16 protein-coding genes are annotated in these 18,678 nt (G+C 63.0%); 6 read left to right on the forward strand and 10 right to left on the reverse strand.

Going from position 1 to position 18,678, the window contains the following annotated elements; genetic code table 11:
• Window positions 1–117: 117 nt before the first annotated feature.
• The 3 genes from P3T43_RS16105 (at window position 118) to P3T43_RS16115 (ending at window position 3,462) form a co-directional block, all read left to right on the forward strand.
• A complete protein-coding gene (locus P3T43_RS16105) occupies window positions 118–1,224 on the forward strand; it encodes an OpgC domain-containing protein (RefSeq protein WP_429282027.1) in 1,107 nt (368 codons plus the stop codon).
• Window positions 1,225–1,382: 158 nt separating this feature from the next.
• Window positions 1,383–3,005, forward strand: coding sequence for a tannase/feruloyl esterase family alpha/beta hydrolase (locus P3T43_RS16110; RefSeq protein ID WP_429282128.1), 1,623 nt, complete (start codon window positions 1,383–1,385; stop codon window positions 3,003–3,005).
• Window positions 3,006–3,117: 112 nt separating this feature from the next.
• Entirely contained in the window at window positions 3,118–3,462 is a 345-nt protein-coding gene (locus P3T43_RS16115) for a hypothetical protein (protein ID WP_429282028.1), read from the forward strand.
• Window positions 3,463–3,510: 48 nt separating this feature from the next.
• Here P3T43_RS16115 and P3T43_RS16120 read toward each other — a convergent pair whose 3' ends face one another.
• The 4 genes from P3T43_RS16120 to P3T43_RS16135 form a co-directional block, all read right to left on the reverse strand.
• Entirely contained in the window at window positions 3,511–4,932 is a 1,422-nt protein-coding gene (locus P3T43_RS16120) for a short-chain fatty acid transporter (RefSeq protein WP_429282029.1), read from the reverse strand.
• A 67-nt stretch (window positions 4,933–4,999) separates the two neighbouring features.
• Window positions 5,000–7,315 (reverse strand): outer membrane protein assembly factor BamA, encoded by a 2,316-nt coding sequence (bamA, locus tag P3T43_RS16125; protein WP_429282030.1) that lies wholly within the window; start codon window positions 7,313–7,315, stop codon window positions 5,000–5,002.
• A gap of 95 nt (window positions 7,316–7,410) precedes the next feature.
• Complete coding sequence (locus P3T43_RS16130) at window positions 7,411–7,809, reverse strand: hypothetical protein (protein ID WP_429282031.1); 399 nt, start codon at window positions 7,807–7,809, stop codon at window positions 7,411–7,413.
• Between the two features lie 513 nt (window positions 7,810–8,322).
• Window positions 8,323–10,161 carry an EAL domain-containing protein gene (locus P3T43_RS16135; RefSeq protein WP_429282032.1) on the reverse strand — a complete coding sequence of 613 codons (1,839 nt, stop codon included), beginning with the start codon at window positions 10,159–10,161 and terminating at the stop codon, window positions 8,323–8,325.
• 501 nt (window positions 10,162–10,662) lie between these two features.
• On the opposite strand from P3T43_RS16135, the gene P3T43_RS16140 reads away from it, so the two are divergent.
• Entirely contained in the window at window positions 10,663–11,127 is a 465-nt protein-coding gene (locus P3T43_RS16140; protein ID WP_429282033.1) for a VOC family protein, read from the forward strand.
• A 66-nt stretch (window positions 11,128–11,193) separates the two neighbouring features.
• On the opposite strand, the gene trpS is transcribed toward P3T43_RS16140, so the two are convergent.
• The 5 genes from trpS to P3T43_RS16165 form a co-directional block, all read right to left on the reverse strand.
• Window positions 11,194–12,225, reverse strand: coding sequence for a tryptophan--tRNA ligase (gene trpS, locus P3T43_RS16145; protein ID WP_429282034.1), 1,032 nt, complete (start codon window positions 12,223–12,225; stop codon window positions 11,194–11,196).
• A 225-nt stretch (window positions 12,226–12,450) separates the two neighbouring features.
• Window positions 12,451–12,675: a hypothetical protein gene (locus P3T43_RS16150; RefSeq protein ID WP_429282035.1), complete on the reverse strand. Its 225-nt coding sequence runs from the start codon at window positions 12,673–12,675 to the stop codon at window positions 12,451–12,453.
• Between the two features lie 154 nt (window positions 12,676–12,829).
• A complete protein-coding gene (locus tag P3T43_RS16155; protein ID WP_429282036.1) occupies window positions 12,830–13,660 on the reverse strand; it encodes a transglutaminase-like domain-containing protein in 831 nt (276 codons plus the stop codon).
• A 353-nt stretch (window positions 13,661–14,013) separates the two neighbouring features.
• Window positions 14,014–15,426: an HdeD family acid-resistance protein gene (locus P3T43_RS16160; RefSeq protein WP_429282037.1), complete on the reverse strand. Its 1,413-nt coding sequence runs from the start codon at window positions 15,424–15,426 to the stop codon at window positions 14,014–14,016.
• Window positions 15,427–15,568: 142 nt separating this feature from the next.
• Window positions 15,569–16,492 carry a recombination-associated protein RdgC gene (locus tag P3T43_RS16165; RefSeq protein ID WP_429282038.1) on the reverse strand — a complete coding sequence of 308 codons (924 nt, stop codon included), beginning with the start codon at window positions 16,490–16,492 and terminating at the stop codon, window positions 15,569–15,571.
• Between the two features lie 182 nt (window positions 16,493–16,674).
• Between P3T43_RS16165 and P3T43_RS16170 the strand changes: the two genes are divergently transcribed.
• Both P3T43_RS16170 and P3T43_RS16175 read left to right on the forward strand, forming a co-directional pair.
• Window positions 16,675–16,833 (forward strand): hypothetical protein, encoded by a 159-nt coding sequence (locus tag P3T43_RS16170; protein WP_429282039.1) that lies wholly within the window; start codon window positions 16,675–16,677, stop codon window positions 16,831–16,833.
• 103 nt (window positions 16,834–16,936) lie between these two features.
• Window positions 16,937–17,230: a hypothetical protein gene (locus P3T43_RS16175; protein WP_429282040.1), complete on the forward strand. Its 294-nt coding sequence runs from the start codon at window positions 16,937–16,939 to the stop codon at window positions 17,228–17,230.
• Window positions 17,231–17,333: 103 nt separating this feature from the next.
• On the opposite strand, the gene P3T43_RS16180 is transcribed toward P3T43_RS16175, so the two are convergent.
• Window positions 17,334–18,617: a glycosyltransferase gene (locus P3T43_RS16180; RefSeq protein ID WP_429282041.1), complete on the reverse strand. Its 1,284-nt coding sequence runs from the start codon at window positions 18,615–18,617 to the stop codon at window positions 17,334–17,336.
• Window positions 18,618–18,678 lie beyond the last annotated feature (61 nt).

Consider the following 18,678-nt stretch of genomic DNA (forward strand, 5'->3'; position numbering starts at 1 on the left):
CTCCCTCGAAAAGCCAAATTCAGTTTTGCGAATCCGTGGCCCTTTGCGCGCCCTTTCAGTGGGAACATTCCGCTGCGGCGTTTCTCCTACAGGAAGACATCGCTTACGGGAATCGCCATGGAATCACGCGGAGGACGCTCGATCGAAGTGGACTTTTTCCGCGGGATCGTGCTGATCGTCATCGTGCTGGATCACATCCCCGGTAGCGCGTTGTCGCATCTGATGCTGCACGCCTATGCGTTCTGCGACTCGGCCGAGGTGTTCGTGTTTCTCGGCGGTTACGCATCGGCCGCGGCCTATACGGCGGTGCTCGCACGACGCGGGCGCGGCGCGGCGCAACTGCGCTTCGTCAAACGCTGCGGGGAGATCTACCGCGCGTATCTGCTGACTGCCCTGCTGACGCTGGTTTCGGGCGCGCTGCTTGCCCTCTTTCACCTGAACCCGCCCATGGTTGCGCTGACCGGCTGGCCGCCTTTCGCCAATCGACCGCTGCACGAAGCGCTGGACATTCTCGTCCTGCGTCGCCAGCCGTATTTGTCGAGCGTGCTGCCGATGTACGTGATCTTCGCGTTGTGCGTGCCGCTCGTGGTGCCGCTCGTGCGACGTTCGGCGGGTGTCGCGTTACTGCTGAGCGTCGCGATCTGGGCCGCCGCGCGTCCGCTCGCCGTTTTTTTCAGTATTGACGATGTGGGCGATTGGGCTTTCAATCCGTTTGCATGGCAACTGATGTTCGTGCTCGGTGTCGTGGTACGGGTGCGGCCGGTGAGCGATGGTTTCCATGCATCGAACGCGGCACGCTGGCTGCTACGCGTGGGTGTGGCGGCCGTGCTCGCCTTCGCGGTGGCCAAACTTTTCGTGCTCACGCAACCGTTGCCCGGCACGCTTAAACAGAACCTCTCGGTGGAACGCGTGATCAATTTTCTCGCCATTCTTTGCGTGACGGCCAGGCTGGTGCGGATGGGCAGTGTGGCGCGGCTCGCGCAGCATCTGCCGGCGGTCGTACGGGTCGGGCGCACCGGGCTGGTCTGCTTCGTGACCGGCACGCTCGTGTCGCTGATCGTCGACACGGCCACGCCGCACGCCTTTCATGGTGTGGCCGGCGTACTCTTGGCGCTGAGCGGCGATCTGGTTGCGATCACCGCCATGCTGGTGATTGCGCGCGGCTGGAGCGGCTGGAAACAGGACGCGTCACGCACTGCGGTCAACGGCGCAGGCTGCGGATGAGCGCGAAGGCGGCGCGGGTCGCGAGCCTCGCAACACGAGGAGGGCGTACGTGGGCGGCGTGTGCGGCGCGGGCGAACTGCGCGAAGTGTGCGGCCTGCACGAAATACGCAACTTCCACGCTGCCAGGTGCGATCGTGCTGCTCTTGTCCCTCGGCGCGATGGCGCAGTCGCAGTCGAAAGAAACGCCGCCGCTTGCCGCGCAATGCGCACCGCTCGCCGGCACCACGTTGGTGCCGCAACTGATCGCGTTGCCGACGCGCGGCGCGCACATCGACAGCGCCACGATGATTCCCGCCACCGCCAGCGGCAACCAGAGCGGCGAGTTTTGCCGCATCACCGGCAGTATCAAGGCCGTCGAGGCTGGCACGCCAGACATCCATTTCGACCTGAACCTGCCGGTGCGCTGGAACGGCCGGGCGTTGCAACTGGGCGGCGGCGGGTATGACGGCGCGGTGGTGAGCGGCCTTGGCGTGATGCCGTTTTCGCCGATCCATGCACCGCTCGCCGAAGGCTATGCGACGTTCGGCGACGACTCCGGCCATACCGGCAATTCCGCGTTCGCCGAGTTCGGTCTCGTCAACGAAGCGGTGCTCAGTTTCGGCTACGCACACCTGAAGAAAACCCACGACGCCGTGCTCGCGCTGATCGAACGCGTGTATGGCAGGCCGCCTGAGAAGATGTATTTCGCCGGCGGCTCGACGGGCGGCCGCGAAGGCTACACGGTGATGCAACGTTTTGGCGACGACTACGACGGCGTGATCGCGAATTCGCCCGCGCTCAACTTCTCGGGCGTGCGTTTGCTCGGCGTTGCCGTGGGCCATGCCGAGTACGGCGTGCCGGGCGGCTATGTGCCGCCCGCACTGCTCGAGCGCGTCTATCAACGCACCGAGGAAGTCTGCGACAAACTGGATGGCGTGGCCGACGGCATCGTGAGCGACGTGGAGGGATGCCGCCAGCACGAACAGGAGCTGATCGACTCGCTGCGCTGCCCGGCGAGCGGAGCAAGCGCAACAAGCACGACAAGCGCGGCAAGCCCACCGCCCGCCAGCAACGACGCGTGCCTGACGGAGCCGCAGATTGCAACACTGCTCGTCCTGCGCGACGGTCTCTCGCTGCCCTACCCGCTCGCGTGGAACGCGAACCGCTACGTCGGCTACAACGTCTTCGAGGGCACGCGCCTGACGGGGATGCTCGGCCTTGCACACGATCCGGTGCGGCAGCCCGCGCCCACTTTCGTGGCGAACGGCTACCTGTTCACCCAGGGCGACAGCTATCTCCGCTATTTCGTGACGCAGGACGGAAGCTTCAATTCCACCAACTTCGATCTGTTGCATCCAGGCCGCTACCTGCGGCAGCTCTTTGCGCTATCCGTGACGATCGGCGCCATGGACACCGACCTGTCCCGCTACCTCGCGCACGGCAGCAAGCTGATCACGCTGCAGGGACTCGCGGACGAGGTCATCAGCCCGAATCAGACCATTGCCTACCACGACGCCTTGATCGCCCGTTACGGCAACGACAAGGTCGATGCGTTCATGCGACTCTACATGGTGCCGGGCTATCAGCACGGCAATGGTGTGTTCATTCCTTCGGTCGACCTGCTGAGCGCGCTCGACAATTGGGCGACGCGTGGCGTCTCCCCGGAGACCCTGATCGCGACGGATATCGCGCTCGCCACCAATGGCCGCACGCGCCCGTTATGCAGGTATCCGATGTTTCCGCGCTATCTCGGCCACGGCAATGTCGATCATGCGAGCAGCTTCGCCTGCACTGCACCATAGCGTGCCGTCACGCGCTCGCCTTTGACCCCTGCGCCTTGACATCATGGTATTTGGGCGTACCGTAAACAGACTCAGCGCACGTTTGCCGCGCCGGAACTCGCAAGGAAAGACCATGGGCAACCGCTACGACCGCTCACGCCTGTCGCGTTCGTTCACGTATAAAGGCATTCAGTACCATCCCGGCATGCTCATCGTTCTGGCCGCCCAGGTCGTCTGTCTCGCGGCCTTTTCTTTCGCCGCCAATCTGCTGAGCCACGACAAGCTGCTGTCGGTGACGCTCGGCTTCAGCCTGCTGTTCGGGCTGATTCTGTCGCTGGGATTTTTCGGCACCTGGAATCAGTTCCGCGACGATATCGACCTGTGGACCTTCCTCAATACCAACCCGGTCGAATCCGCCGTGGCGATCGCCACGGCCGGCGAAGTGATCGCCATCATGATGGTGGCACCGGTTACCTGAGCTTGCGTCGAACTTGCTACGAAATCGACGAACCGCCGCCTCGTCGGCTTAGGGAATCAGCCAGAGCGCCACGCCGTAAATGACCAGCGACACCGCGAAGGTCACCGCCGTGTAGCCCATCACGCGCTGAATGCGAATCCCCGCAATCGCCACCACCGGCACCGCCCAGAACGGCTGCAGCATGTTCGAGACGTTTTCGGCCACCGCCACGCCCATGGCGGTGCGCGGCACGGAAGCGTGCAGGCTCAGGGCCGCCGGCAGCACGAACGGGCCCTGCACGGCCCAGTGTCCGCCAGCACTCGGAATCAGCAAGGTGATGATGAGCGAGCTCAGATAGCTCAGCACCGGCAGCGTCACGGGCGTGGCGATCGCCACGAACGTCTTGGCGATCGTCGATGCCAGCCCCGTTCCGGTCATGATGCCCATGATGCCGCCGTACACCGGATACTGCAGCAGCATCGAACCGGTCTGGCGCGCGGCGCGGCGAATCGCATCGGCGTAGGCAATCGGCGTACGCTGCAGTGCGAGACCTACCAGCAGAAAGATCAGGATCGTGGTGTTGATGTCCAGCTCGAAACCCTTCTCGTGCCAGGTCATCGCCAGATAGCCGATGCCCAGCGCGAGCAGGATCAGCGTCCCCAGCATCGAACGCTCCATGCGGGCCGCCAGCGAAGTCGGCAAGGCGCCGCGTGCATGCGGATCGGCGTCGTCCGCATTGGCCTTGGCGTCGCCGCCGGCTTCCGGCGCCGTTTCGCTGAACGCGACGACATGTTCGGGCTTCGGATGCATCCAGATGAAGATCGCCGTCATTACGACCACCACCAGTACGGTCGGAATGAAGACGAACGGCGCGAACACGGTCTGACTCAACGGAATGACCTGACCGGTGGCTTTCTCCACCAGATTCAGGGCATTGCCGTGCGAGGCTTGCGATAACGCAATTGAACTCGACAGCCCGCTATTGCAGACCGACCACGCCGAATAGCTGCCCGCGACGAGCCACGCAAAATCCACTTTCACGCGCCTCGCGATCTCGCGCGACAACAGCGCCCCAACGATCAGTCCAAGCCCCCAGTTGAGCCACGCCGCCACCGCAACGATCGGAAACACCAGCAGCGCGGCACGTGCCGGCGTCTGCACGCCGGCAGCCATCGCGCGCAAGCCACGCTGCACGAGCGGCGCTTCAGCGATGGCATAGCCGGTGGCGAGAATCAGGATCATCTGCAGCGCGAAGCCCAGAATGTTGAACGTGCCGCCGTACCACGAGGTCAGGATCACCGGCAGCGAGGCGTGCGGCGCAAAACCAAAGGCGAGCAGGATGACCACCACGGTCAAGCCGATCGACAGCACGAACGGGTCGGGCATGACCTGTTCGAATACGTAGACGAGACCCGCAACGACGCCACGGCGACGCTCCGTGGGCTGCGGGTGAGAAGGCGTAGAGGGTGAACCGGTTTCTCTGTTGTCCATGAGCGGGGAGCGGGAAAAACGCGGATAAAAGACAGAGGGCAGCCCATGGCTGCCCTCGCTTTGCTGCTTAGAACGCAGTCCCGATCTGGAACTGGAACTTCTGGTACTGGTCGCCCGCGTGCTTGGTGAGCGGGAAGCCAAGACTCAGCTTGAGCGGCCCGATCGGCGAGATCCACGCGAGACCCGCACCGTACGCGTAACGCAAGCCGTTGGCACCCACGCTGTTGCCTTCGTCGCCCCACACGTTACCGCCGTCGAAGAACGTGAAGACGCGCAGCGTGCGGTCGTAGCCCGTGCCCGGCAGCGGGAACGTCAGTTCGATGTTACCCACCAGCATCTTCGAACCGCCGATCGGATCGCCGGTGGTCGCGTCGCGCGGACCCAGCGAGCTCGGCTCATAGCCGCGCACCGAACCGATACCGCCTGCGTAGTAGTTCTTGAAAATCGGGTACGGCTTGCCATCGAGACCGTTGCCGTAACCGCCCTGGAAGTTCAGGCCCAGCACGAAGCCGCGCGCGAACGAGTAGTAATACTGCGCCTGCAGGTCGGCCTTGTAGTAAGGCGTACTGCCGATCGGCGAACCCCATTCGGCGTTCGCCTGCGTGAAGTAACCGCGGCTCGGCACCAGTGCGCTATCGCGGTTATCGCGCGACCAGCCAATCGTCAGCGGCACGTTGTTCGACACGCGGCCGAACGAGTTCACGTAGTCGATATAGCTTTGCGGCGTGGTCGAGTCGACGTCGAGGCGGTTCTGCTCGAAGCCGAGGCCAAAGTACACCGTGTCCGATTCGGAGAACGGAATACCGAACTTCATATCCGCGCCGGCGGTGATGATCCGGAAGCTCGTGTCGGTCGTGTTCGAGTAGTACAGCGGCTCGCTGGTACGGTAGTAGACATCGGTAATACGCTTGATGCCGTCCACCGTGAAGTACGGGTCCACCTGCGTGACCGTCAAGGTACGGAACGTGGTTGCCGTGTTGACGTTGACCGAGAGACTCGTACCCGAACCGAACACGTTGTCCTGCGACACGCCCGCCGAAATGATCGGGCCTTCACCGGAACCGTAGCCGAGACCCAGCGTCACCGAGCCGGTCGGCTTTTCCGTGACCTTCACGTCCACGTCCACCTGGTCGGCCGTGCCTTCGACCGGCACCGTCGTCACGTCGACGTCGGTGAAGTAGCCCAGACGGTTGATCCGGTCTTTCGACAACGCGAGGCGGCTGGAGTCGAACCACGAGCTTTCGAGCTGGCGCATTTCGCGGCGCACCACTTCGTCGCGGGTGCGGGTGTTGCCGATAATGTTGATGCGGCGCACGTACACCCGGCGGCTCGGATCCACTTGCAGCGTGAGGTCGACGCTATGGTGCTGCTGGTCGATCTGCGGCTGCGCGTTTACCGTGGCAAAGGCGTAACCGTATTCACCGAGCTTGTCGACCACTGCCTTGGTGGCGGCCTTCAGCTTGGCAGCCGAGAAGCGGTCGCCTGCCTTGATCTTGATGAGCTTCTGCAGCTCAGGGCCGCGGTCGAGCAGGTTGCCCGACAGATGAATGCCGGAAATCGTGTACGGCTCGCCCTCGTGAAGGGTGAGCGTGAGATACATGTCCTTCTTGTCCGGCGACAGCGAGACCTGGGTCGAATCGATGTTGAACTCAAGGTAGCCGCGGTCCAGATAGTACGCGCGGATGTTCTCGAGGTCGGTGGTCAGCTTGTCTTTCGAGTACAGGTCGTTCTTCGTGTACCACGAGAACCAGTTCGGCGTGGACTGCTGCATTTCATCGCGCAGCGTGCCGTCGCTGAACACCTTGTTGCCGATGAAATTGACCTGGCGAATCTTCGCGCTCGGACCTTCGATCACCGAGAACAGCAGGCCGACGCGGTCACGGTCGATCGGCGTGATCGTGGTCGTGACTTCGGCTGCATAGTAGCCGTGCGTCAGGTACTGACGTTTCAGTTCCTGCTGGGCGCGGTCGACCAGCGACTTGTCGTAGTAGCGCCCAAGCGACAGCCCGACCGAGTTCAACGCCTTGGTCAGGTTGTCCTTGTCGAATTCGTGGAGACCCGAGAAGTCGATCGTGCCGATTGCCGGACGCTCCTGCACCTGCACGACGACCACGTCCCCATCCGTCGAGATCTTGACGTCGTTGAAGAAGCCGGTCGCGTACAGCGCACGGATTGCTTCAGAAGCCTTGTCGTCGGTGAAGGTGTCGCCCTGCTTGATGGGCAGATACGAGAAAACGGTGTTCGGTTCGACGCGTTGCAAGCCTTCGAGCCGAATGTCGCGAACCACGAATGAGTCAGTGGCGAAAGCCGAGACTGCGGTGACGCTCAGGCCGATAAATGTCAGCGCCCTAGCGCTGCGGGCCGATAGTGTTTGAACCTTCATGCGGGATAAGCGACAAGATTTCAATACAACATGGGAACCGCCGCCGATTTTTTTCCAATCTCTGGCTCACGGCGCGGATGGGATGTCTCTTGGGTCTACTGCAGTCTGATGCCTGAAGTGTCTGCGGCCGGCGCAAGCCCCGTTGCCACTGCGAGCACTTCCGTCATATGGCGTGCTTGCGAACGCGGTACCTGGAAAGACAGCTCGGCACCGCCGGGCAGGCGGAAGGTCATGACCAGATGCGGCGTATCGCCTGCATCCTTGCCGATTTCCCACGCTTCGCACGGCATCGCAAACTTCACGCTCTCTTTCTTCTGCCGGATGCGTTCCGACCAGCCAATCGCATTCGATACAGCCGCCAGCAACTGGTGCATGACCGAGCAATGCAACGCGATCTGGTCCGGCTGATTACTCTTCAGCATCAGATACTGACCGTCTTCCGTCAGCTCGAATCCATGCAGCGAGTCGATTGCAAGCGCCACCGTCTGGGACATACAAAGACTCCAGAATAAAGCCAGATCCGGAGTATAGAACGGTTTGACCTGCCTGCGACCCACCAGAATTTCCTACAGATTACTTCAGTTACATTACAAATTTCATACATTTCCTGCGGTCACACTTACTCTCTCCGAGCAGGCCCAGAGAACTTTCATACCATAGCACGAAAAATATCTGACGCGAAATCCGAGGTATGCCGAACGAACTTTACGTACTTCATGAGCCACCCTTTACCTCGATACCGACGTTCATCTCACATCTGGTGCGCCGGACCTTTCCCAGATTTCGCTGACATAGGCCGTTTCGATGCATCCGAATGTATGCCAAATGTAATATCAAGACACTGCAAATCGTAAGCTATTTTACGCGCCATTCTGGCACAAGGCTGTCAGCGGGGAGCATAAATTTATGAGACCGGAATTACGATGGTTGCAAGAAACAGACATGGACAGACCGGCCTGTCGACGCCCGGCGCCTCCCGCAAGCCACCCTGCAGCCCCCGGTCGCGATCAGCCGCCCGAAACGCCGCCCTCGCCCGTCGACGCCCCCGCCGACTCGTGTCCCAGGGGTGCTAGCAGATTGCGCAGCGCCGTGAAGCTGAGCGGGCGCGCGAACCAGAACCCCTGGACTTCATCGCAACCCAGTTCACGCAAGCGCTCGGCCTGCTCCTCGGTCTCGACACCCTCCGCTGTCACGCGCAGCTTGAGCGCATGTGCCATGGCGATGATGGCGCCGACCAGCGCCGCGCACTGCGGGTCGTTCATCATTCTGACGACGAAAGACCGGTCGATTTTCAGCCGGTTCAGCGGGAAGCGCGTCAGATACGCGAGACTCGAATAGCCGGTGCCGAAATCGTCCACGGCGACTTCGACGCCTAGCTCGCGCAACGCATGCAAGGTCTGCAACGCCTCGTCGGTATCGCCCAGCAGCACGCCTTCGGTGATTTCAACCTCGAGGCAGGACGGCGCAAGCCCTGCGTCTTGCAGCGCGCTCTCGATCGTCGACAGCAGATTCTGGCGCTGGAATTGCTGCGGTGACACATTCACCGCCACCCGCGGCATCGCACCGGTGAGCCGCAGCAGCCGGCCGGCATCGCGGCACGCGCTGCGAATCACCCATTCGCCGATCCGTTCGATCAGGCCCGCTTCCTCCGCCACCGGCACGAACTCCACCGGGCTGATCAGGCCGCGCTCCGGATGACGCCAGCGCAGCAGCGTCTCGACCTGCGCGATCTGTCCGGTCGCAAGCGTGATCTGCGGCTGATAGACCAGGTGCAGTTGCTGGCGGTCGAGCGCCTCGCGCAGCATGGTTTCAAGTTCGAAGCGACGCGCAGCCTGACCTTCGAGCGCCGGTGAGAAGCGCCGCACCACGTTGCCGCCCGCCGCGCTCGCCGCCGACAACGCGACGTTGGCCCGCCGCATCAAGGTGGAAGCGTCGGCGCCGTCGTACGGATACGTCGCGCAGCCGAGGCTCGCGTTGATGGTGAGCGGCGTGCCCGTGCAGTCGACCGGCTCGGCGATACGCGCGAGCGCCGCGCTCGCCAGTGCATCGACGGCGGGCCCTGTCTCGTTGACCAGCAGCGCGAATTGCGCGCTGCCCACCGACGCGATCGTGCCTTCGTAGGCAATCAGGCCACGCAGACGCTCACCAATGATCTGCAGCACGAGCTCGCCCGCATAGGTGCCGAGTGCGTCGCGCAATTTGCGCAACGAGTTCAGCTCGACCAGCATGACCGTGAAGCCCGCGCCGTCACGCCGGCATCGCGCGATGGTCAGATCCAGCCGTTCGGTGAAGAGCGTCTGGTTCGGCAAGCGCGTGACGCCGTCATGGTGCGAGACATACCAAAGCTTCGCTTCGGATTGCGCGTAGCGGGTCATCTCAACGGCCATGCCCACGTAGTGGGCTGTGGCGTTGCGCGTGCCGTTGTCGAAAGCGATGGGTTGAGCGGCGCGCGACGCGAGCGGCGCGGAGGCGGTGTCGCCTGCGGCCAGCGGCGATAGCGCCAGCATCACCGAGATCCGCGTGTTGTTGCGCCGCACGTAGGTCCACTCGCTCTCGTAGCGGGCGGGTGCCATGAGAGATGTCGACGCGGCGGCGCCCAGCGCGTCCACGTCCCAGCGCCCGACAGTCGGCAGTTCCGTCCGGCGGCGCGTCAGTTCAGCCGTGTCGTGCAGGGAATCGAACGTGCGGCGGCCGACGAGTTCGCCCGCCCGGTATCCGGTCAGCTGTTCATAAGCGGCGTTGACGTACAGGAAGGTGCCGTCCGCCGCGCAGAGGAAAACGCCGTAGGGCGCAGCGGCGAGCGCGCTTTCATGAATCGGCGCGTCGGCATGGCGATCGGATTGCATGCGGGCGCCCTTCAGAACGAGAACCTGCGCATACCGGTCCACGCGTGAGCAGCTGAAAAGTGCCGCCGATGAATACGCCTGCTCATAACTCGCCCGCTCTCAGATTATTCGAATGGTGGCATCTGCAACCGCGCTGCTGCTGCGCGCGGCCGCTGACCGTCTGGCGATGCCGGGCCGCTCTCTCGGCCCCATGCCCATATCATCATAACGTTTTGCGCTTGCCCATCCGCATTTACGCCGTGATGCAACATTTTTTGCGTGCGGAGCCCACGTTCCTGCCAGACGACGACCTTCGGCACTGTTCCGGCCCCGCAGCAAAGCATGCTAATCCGACGAGCGCTCGTCGCGCGGCGCTGGTGTCAGCGAGACGCACCATCGTCCCGACAAATTTCCTGCCGATCCGTGTCGATTGGCTGCCTCTTCGCCCGTCGTGTCGATGAAGCCCGGTTGAACGCAGCCGGGTTTTCTGACTCACCAACCCGCTTACAAGGAGCGCCCGCCATGTCCGCACCTGCTGTCAAACCGATTCCGGAAGGAATGCACTCGCTGACGCCGCATCTGATCTGCGCCGGCGCCGCCGACGCCATCAAGTTCTATACCGAGGCGTTTGGCGCCATCGAACAGTTCCGTCTGCCCGGTCCGGAAGGCAAATTGATGCATGCCTGCGTGAAAATCGGCGACTCGATGCTGATGCTGGTCGACGAAATGGCAGGCTGTTCGATGCTCGGGCCGAAGTCCCTGAAAGGCTCGCCGGTGGCGATTCACCTGTACGTCACGAACGTCGACGCGGTCGTCGCGCAGGCCGAAGCAGCCGGCGCCCGCGTCACGATGCCCGCCGCCGACATGTTCTGGGGCGACCGCTTCGCCCAGCTCGAAGATCCGTTCGGACATCGCTGGTCCGTGGCGACGCATCAGCGCGACGTGCCGATGGAGGAAATGCAGCAAGCCGTCCGGGCGATGCAGTAGCGCGGCGCACGGCGCGGGCGCATGTATGCGGGCACGCGCGACGCGGCCCGCCCGCTCACCACGTCATCACGTCAACGCGTCGAACGAAAACGTGCCGAGCGCGGCCCGCACCTCGTCCAGCGTCGCCTGCGTGACCGCCTGCGCGCGCTGGGTTCCGGCGCGCAGGATGTCGAACACGTGACCCGGCTCGCGCGCGAGCCGTTCGCGCCGCTCGCGGATCGGTGCGATCAAGGCCTGCAACTGCTCCTCGAGGCGGCGCTTGACCACCATGTCGCCAAGGCCGCCCACGCGGTACTCCGATTTCAGGCGCTCGACGGTGGCGCGGTCCTCATCGAAGGCATCGAGATAGGTGAAGACCATGTTGCCTTCTACCGTGCCCGGATCGGCGGCACGCAGATGGTTGGGATCGGTGTACATGCTGCGGACCGACTCACGGATCGCATCGGCCGAGGACGACAGCGGGATCGAGTTGCCCTGCGATTTGCTCATCTTGGCCTTGCCGTCGACACCAGGCAGACGGCCCATGGTCGGCACCAGCGCCTGCGCCTCCGGCAGCACGTCCTTGCCGACCTGCCGGTTGATGCGACGGACGATCTCGTTGGTCTGTTCGATCAGCGCTGCCTGATCTTCACCAACCGGCACGACATGGGCTTTGAAGCCAGTGATGTCGGCCGCCTGCGCAACCGGGTAGCAGAGAAAGCCCGCGGGAATATCGCGGCCGAAACCGCGCGCCTGAATCTCGTCCTTGATCGTCGGGTTGCGCTCGAGACGCGCGACGGTGACGAAGTTCATGTACAGGAGGGTCAATTCAGCCAGCGCGGGCAAGGCCGACTGCACCGCGATGGTGGTCTTGTCCGGATCGATGCCGACCGCCAGATAATCCAGCGCGACCTCCAGCACGTTGCGGCGCACCTTGTCAGGATCGTGCGCGTTGTCGGTCATGGCCTGTGTGTCCGCGACCAGCACGAACTGCCGGTGCGTCTCCTGCAACGCCAGACGGGTCTTCAGGGAGCCCACATAATGCCCAAGGTGAAGCGGACCGGTTGGACGGTCGCCGGTGAGCACAGTGCGGCGTGGGGATGCGGTGGTGTCTTGCATGAAACGGTCTCTCTGAAAGCGCCGCCGCAGGACAAGCTAACCGGAGATACCACACCCTATCAGCCAGACTGCGGCGGACAGGGTCGTAGTAAAGACGTGACGATGCCGCTCCTTCAGGAGCGCCACCAGGCGTAGATCAGCGAAGCGTTCATCGTGCACATGGCGTAAGCATGCCATAGGCGCGCGTGTGTTGACAGCACAGGCGCTGAGCAAAAAGAACGGAAACTACGAGAAAAAAGCAAACGGCAACGTAGCAACCAGATAAATTCCCAGCCCCATTGCTGGCAGCCCTGCCGCAATCGCGACCGTCGCCACCACACTCGCCAGCACCGTTATTCCAAGCAGACGAGCGCGGCGCGCGCACCGTGCCGTCAACGCGGGACTGCGTAGCTCGACGCCGGCCTCTTGTGTGACCGACGGGGTGGGTTGACCGATATTCAGACTCGACATGATCGTGCCTCGCTCATTAACAAGTGGATTCTGGCACCCCACGTATATCGGACGTCTAAATAGTTCGGCAGGAAATGCAAACGCCACGTATAGGAAGGTTGGGCATACCGCGTGGCGCTGCTGCAGCCCCGATGGTCGTAGAAACGTCTACACCTCACATCAACGGCGCAACCGTCGACTCCGCTTCCGGCGCGCAATGCACGTTGAAGCCGATCAGCGTGGACGGACCGAAGGTATTGCTCAAGGCCACATCCGCGGCGTCGCGGCCGAGCGCCATCAGTACGCGACCCGTACGGGCCACGTTATTGCGCGGGTCGAAAGTCTGCCAGGTGCCGCCCAGATAAGCCTCGAACCATGCGGCAAAATCCATTGCACTATACGGCGGCGGCACGCCAATGTCGCTGATATATCCCGTGCAATAGCGCGCGGGGATATTCATCGCGCGGCACAGCGCCACGGCCAGATGCGCAAAATCGCGGCACACGCCGGTGCGCTCGTTCCACGCCTGCCAGGCGGTTTTAGTCGGCCGCGCGTGGCCGTAGCCAAACACAATATGGCGATGCACGAAATCGCAGATCGCCTGCACCCGTGGTCGTCCGAGCGGCGTCTTGCCGAACAGACGCCAGGCGAGATCAGAGAGGAGATCGGTCTCGCAGTAGCGGCTGCCCAGCAGAAACACCAGCGTTTCGTCGGGCAATTCTTCGACAGGATGCTGGTAGTCGTTCGATGCAATCGTTTCGGGTTCGGCGGAGATTTCGAGCACTGCCGTGGTCGACAGCGAGATGCGTCCCGCCGGCGCGACGATGCGGCTGCACAGATTGCCAAAGCCATCCCGGTACTGTGTAATCGGAACCGGCGGATCGACCTTCAGCACATCGATGCTCAGCACATCCTGCACCCGCGAATAGTGCGTATTCAGCATGAGCATCATCGGAGTGGCCTGTTCACACTCGTACACCAGATCGTAACCCACGCGCAATTTCATCGAGCCGCCCTTGCTTCAGTCAAGATCTTCGGTTGAGACTTTCGGTTAAGACGTTTACTTGGGACTTCCGATATTTTCCATCACGCTCACGAAGCGCCCAACGATCCACCTCTGCATCAGGGTATTGGCGGTAGTGATGGTCACGTTACCACCCATGAAAACCTGCTCAAACGTGCGGGGACGGCAGCGGCCGCCAGCATTATGTCGCCGCGTCTGACATTCAGGGTGGCATCACTGATCGCGCAGAAAACATCGTCCAGTCCAGCATACACCGGACGGAATGGTGGAAAGTATTCATTTGGGCAGGGCTGGCGGCGAGGTGTAGTGACCACCACTTGATCTCACCCGTCGATTCACACACCCCGCCCTGCACCATCCGTATTTCCCGTCTCACGCACGCCCGGCGCCGTCCTCTCTTCCTGCGCCCATTGCCGCCGCGAGCGGTACATCTTGCCGAGCGCGAGCCGCGCCATCTTGACCCAGCCAGACGGTCGCGGATCGGCCAGCATGCTCAGCGCACGCGCATAGTCGAGCGTGAGTCCCGGTGTCCAGGCCATCGTCGCCGCGCGTTTGCGCAATTGAGCGGCCACCCATAATTCAGGCGTCATGACGACCCGAAAGAAAGGCTTCCAGCCAGTGTGACGGCCCCATACGCGTGCCGACGCCCCTTCGATCGCCGCTTCGAGCGCACGCGAAACGCTGCTCGAGCAGTTGCGATGCGTGAGGTTGTAGGTCGTGTCCTGCCGGTAGGTTTCCCAGAAACGCCGCAGCCGTTCGGGATCGTAGTTGCGGATGCGCACCTGCACCGTCGACGGGCACCACGCTTTCGATTCCGTCCCGTAGTCGGGCTGGAACAGGCCCGGCACATCGTTTTCACGCGTGGCCCGCAAGAGCCGCGTGAACTCGTCCGGCGAACGGTCGATCTCCACGCCGGGATACAGGCTGATATAGACACCCTCGGGCGATTCGAGGGCCGCGTGTCCGGTCGAGATCACGCCGTTACGGTCCACTGCGGCAATGTAGCGTTCGATGATCGGCTGACGTCGCGCCTCGCCCTTCGACGATCCAACCGGCGTCCACACATGCACGGTCAGCGCCGCTTCATCGGCGGCTGGCGGACCGTCCCACAGCGCAACGGCCGGCGCCGTCCGCTGCGGCCCGGCAGTCGAGCTGGCGGCTTGCGCCGCATCGTCCGTGGCCACCGCCGGATTCGACGACAGCCGCCGCACGCGTGAAGCCAGCAGGATCATGTTCCAGCCGCCGAACATCAAGCCGAGACCGAGGCAATACGGAACCGTGCCGACGTAGTGGGTTGGAAACGGCTGGTAGAAGAACACGGCCAGCGCGATTTCAACGACGCCGCCCGCTATCGCGAGACGCCACGTGCGATAACGCACGACTCGCGCGGAGATGATCTGCAGGAGGCCATCGGCAAAAAAGAGCGTGCCGAAGATCATCGAAAGGATGAAGTTACCGTGATGATGGCCCGCCAGGATCAGCAGCGCGGCCACGCAAAACGCCAGCCCTTTTACGTAACGCAATGTGCGCTGGCCGCCCATGCCCGTCCACGCGACCGCGAGCGTAGCGAGGCCTTCGAGCAGGAGCAGGCAGGCAACCGGCGTGATGGGGAAGTACAGTGCGCTGTCGAGCGCGTCGATGAAGACGGCGATGCCGATCAGCAGACTGAGCCAGCCTGCCGTCGTCAGCGCGCGCCAGCGGGTGCGCAGATAGTCGACGCCCAACAGGATCATCACCAGCCGAACCATCGTCAGTCTCAGGATGCCAGCGCCGTGTTCGAGCGGGGCCGCGACCGCACCGGCGGCGCAGGTGCGGCGACGCGCGTTTCAGCGTTTTATAGCACGCTCGCGGCATGCCACGATCGTGCTGCACCCAGACTGCGCAAAAATGTCAGGCCGCGGCGGCTTGCAACATCGCATCGCCCTGCTCGCCGCCCAGCACCTCGACGATATCGGCGAACATGCGTGCGAGTTCGCCGGTCATCAAGGTCATGTCCGAATCGAACACCTCGTCGTCGTTTTGCGCGGTGGGGTCGCTTGCATCCTTGATGACGTCGAGCGCCGTGACGCGCTTGATGGTCAGCGACGGCGTGAGGACAAACGACACGCGATCGTCCCATGTCATTGCCAGACGCATGCATTGCTTGCCCGCTTCGATGTGGCGGCGCATGTCTTCGATATCCAGCGCATGTCCGACGTAGCGCACGGTCGCATTGCCTTGCGCGGGCGAAACCAGCTCGGTGTCCTGATCGAGCGTGAAGCCGGCCGGCGCCTCGCCCGACAACAACCACTCCGTCATGGCCGCCACCGGCGATTGCGCGACGCGCACGCTGGAAAGCGGCAACTGATCGATGGATTTGACCAGCAAGCCGAGCACCTCGTCGGACACCGCTTGCGACGCGGCATCGATCACGAGCCAGCCGTGCACGGTGTCGATCCAGACGCGCGTATCGCGGCGAATGCTGAAGGCGCGCGGCAGCAGTTCGTCGGTCACCTGCTCCTTGAGCTCGCGCATCTGTTTGCGGCCGAGCTTGAAGCCCTGCTGCTCTTCGACTTCGAGCGCACGCGCCTTGGTCACCTGCGTCACCACCGAGGCGGGCAGCAACTTCTTTTCCGTGCGGAATACCAGCAACATCTGGCGATTGATCGAATAGACGAGCGCGTCGTTATCGCGCGGCGAGGCCCATCCCTGAGTTTGCATCTCGACGCTGCTGCCTGGCTGGAATGCATGCGGCGCAAGCCACTTTTCCATCTGCTCGGGGGTGACGCTCCACGGAACCGGGAGACGATGAAGCTGAAGGTTTTTGAACCACATGAGCGTACGGGCAAAGCGCACCATTCTATACGACCCGGCGGCCCCAAGGGACCCTCGCACGAACATCGAACGCGAGGGTCAGACCGGCGCTTTTCAGGGCCGAGATCACCCGAGCGCCAGCCGCCGTTTTTCGCCAGATCACCTAGACTTTTGTCATGCAGTGGAAATGGATGGAGGCTGCCATGGCGGAATCAATGGTCAGCATCGTGGTGGGACTGGTGGTCATTGTCACGGGCGTCATGATCTTCGGCGCGCACTACCGGCGCTTGCATCACAGGACAGGACACCTGGCGCGGCTGGACGGGCACCGGCTTTGGGACAGGATGCGGCACCGCCACTGAGGGTCGCCCGCCCCCTTGGGCGACGCACCGCCCTGCAACTCGGGCCGCCGCGCCTGATGCGATCGTCGCGCACCCGGCTCGAACGGCCTGAACGGAGACAACCATGTCCGATGAAACCGATGCCTGGCAAATGGTTGATTACGAAGGCTTCGAGATTCACACGTCGCCTCGTCCGAAACAGCCCGACGAGGGTCGTTTTACCTATATCGGCTACGTGTGCCACCCGGGTGCGGACCCGGCGTTGCCGGGGCACGTGGTGCCGTTCCATGCAGACGGCGAAGCGTCGTTTACGAGCGTGGTGGATGCTTCATATGAAGCTGTACACGAGGGACGCAGTATCGTCGACGGCACGCATCCGGACCTGTCGGTGCTCGCGCTCGTGACGGGCGGGGTGTGAACAGGCTCACAGGAATCAACTCGGTTGGCAACCGCTTTTGCACCACGCCGACAGCCGCGTTGGCAGCCCCGATTGCCAGCCCGATTGCCAGCCAACCCCGCGGTTAAGGCAGCCGCCCCGCCACCGCCGAGTCGCGCCCATTCCACGCCAGCCCGGACGGGCCATCGTCGCCGGAAATCTGCTGTGCGAGCGTCAACATGCGTTGATTGGCGCTCTCCGGCGCCAGGGTCGCCACTTTCCTGAGGGCGTTCTGCACCACGCTTCGGCGCAGCAGGGTGTCTGTATGCAGCCGTTCGATGGCGCGCGCCATTTCGTCGACATCGCCAATCGGCACCAGCAGACCCGCCTTGCCGCCCTCCAGCAGATCGCCCGGGCCGGTAGGGCAATCGGTGGAAATCACCGGTGTACCGAGCGCCATCGCCTCGCCGAGCACCATGCCAAAGCCTTCGTAGCGGCTGCTGAGCACCAGCATTTCCGCCTGACGAATGAAAGGGAACGGATTCGAGCAGAAGCCGAGGAAATGCACCGACTCGCGAATGCCGAGTTCGACCGCCAGTCGCTCGAGCGACGCCTGGTCCGGGCCTTCGCCGATCAACACGAGGTCGGCCGTGCTCAGACGTTGCGCGCGCAGCTGGGCAAACGCGCGCAGCAGGGTGCGATGATCCTTTTGTCCCTCGTCGAGGCGTGCCACCGAGACGATAAACGTCTCAGCCGGACGCTCGATTGCCGCACGCGCTTTCTGGCGCAGCACTTCGACATCGATCACGTTCGGCAATTCGACCAGATTCACCCGGCCGGCCGGAAACAGTGCCTGTCCTTCGCGCAACATGTCGGGCGTCAACACCGCGACCGCGGCATAACGGGAATACTGCCGCGTGCGGCGCGCGAGGTAGCGCGCACTCTTCTCGCCCAATCGCGCGGCGAGACTGAAATGACTCACACCGATCCACGGCACGTTGCAGGTGCCGGCAAGGTGCCGCAGCGAGAAATCAAAGTCGCAGACGATATGCTGCTCGCGCGCAATCCGCCGGAAACGCAGGGCGGCGAGCGGCCGGATCACCCCGTAGGTCAGCACCTTGTGCAATAGCTTCAGATGGCCGCCCAGTTTGCCCTGACGGCGCTTCTGGTGCAGCGCATGCATCCACTTCGAGGACGCCAGCACGTGCACGGGCACGTCGTCGGGAATCGAATAGGCTCGCCAGAAAAGCAGTTCGTCCGTCGGATACGTCACGCAGAGGCTCGGCGCGAAGAGTTGCCGGTCGAGCGTTTTCAACCACGCCAGCAAGGAAGTTTCCGTGCCGCCTTTGCCGAAATCGTTGATGTGAAACAGGATGCGCCGCGGCGGATGGAGCGGTTCGGTGCGGTCGTGCCGACTATCGTATTTCATGCTCTGAATGCGTCCAGACCTGACTTCAACGGGTGATCGTGACATCGTATGCGGGCCGGTT

It is taken from the genome of Paraburkholderia sp. GAS41 (genome assembly GCF_050436545.1).
Classification (GTDB): domain Bacteria; phylum Pseudomonadota; class Gammaproteobacteria; order Burkholderiales; family Burkholderiaceae; genus Paraburkholderia.

What these genes read in the sequence shown, in the direction of transcription:
- P3T43_RS16105 (WP_429282027.1), top strand. Translation starts at nt 118, where the DNA reads ATGGAATCACGCGGAGGACGCTCGATCGAAGTGGACTTTTTCCGCGGG.
- P3T43_RS16110 (WP_429282128.1), top strand. Translation starts at nt 1,383, where the DNA reads ATGGCGCAGTCGCAGTCGAAAGAAACGCCGCCGCTTGCCGCGCAATGC.
- P3T43_RS16115 (WP_429282028.1), top strand. Translation starts at nt 3,118, where the DNA reads ATGGGCAACCGCTACGACCGCTCACGCCTGTCGCGTTCGTTCACGTAT.
- P3T43_RS16120 (WP_429282029.1), bottom strand. Translation starts at nt 4,932, where the DNA reads ATGGACAACAGAGAAACCGGTTCACCCTCTACGCCTTCTCACCCGCAG.
- bamA (WP_429282030.1), bottom strand. Translation starts at nt 7,315, where the DNA reads ATGAAGGTTCAAACACTATCGGCCCGCAGCGCTAGGGCGCTGACATTT.
- P3T43_RS16130 (WP_429282031.1), bottom strand. Translation starts at nt 7,809, where the DNA reads ATGTCCCAGACGGTGGCGCTTGCAATCGACTCGCTGCATGGATTCGAG.
- P3T43_RS16135 (WP_429282032.1), bottom strand. Translation starts at nt 10,161, where the DNA reads ATGCAATCCGATCGCCATGCCGACGCGCCGATTCATGAAAGCGCGCTC.
- P3T43_RS16140 (WP_429282033.1), top strand. Translation starts at nt 10,663, where the DNA reads ATGTCCGCACCTGCTGTCAAACCGATTCCGGAAGGAATGCACTCGCTG.
- trpS (WP_429282034.1), bottom strand. Translation starts at nt 12,225, where the DNA reads ATGCAAGACACCACCGCATCCCCACGCCGCACTGTGCTCACCGGCGAC.
- P3T43_RS16150 (WP_429282035.1), bottom strand. Translation starts at nt 12,675, where the DNA reads ATGTCGAGTCTGAATATCGGTCAACCCACCCCGTCGGTCACACAAGAG.
- P3T43_RS16155 (WP_429282036.1), bottom strand. Translation starts at nt 13,660, where the DNA reads ATGAAATTGCGCGTGGGTTACGATCTGGTGTACGAGTGTGAACAGGCC.
- P3T43_RS16160 (WP_429282037.1), bottom strand. Translation starts at nt 15,426, where the DNA reads ATGGTTCGGCTGGTGATGATCCTGTTGGGCGTCGACTATCTGCGCACC.
- P3T43_RS16165 (WP_429282038.1), bottom strand. Translation starts at nt 16,492, where the DNA reads ATGTGGTTCAAAAACCTTCAGCTTCATCGTCTCCCGGTTCCGTGGAGC.
- P3T43_RS16170 (WP_429282039.1), top strand. Translation starts at nt 16,675, where the DNA reads ATGGCGGAATCAATGGTCAGCATCGTGGTGGGACTGGTGGTCATTGTC.
- P3T43_RS16175 (WP_429282040.1), top strand. Translation starts at nt 16,937, where the DNA reads ATGTCCGATGAAACCGATGCCTGGCAAATGGTTGATTACGAAGGCTTC.
- P3T43_RS16180 (WP_429282041.1), bottom strand. Translation starts at nt 18,617, where the DNA reads ATGAAATACGATAGTCGGCACGACCGCACCGAACCGCTCCATCCGCCG.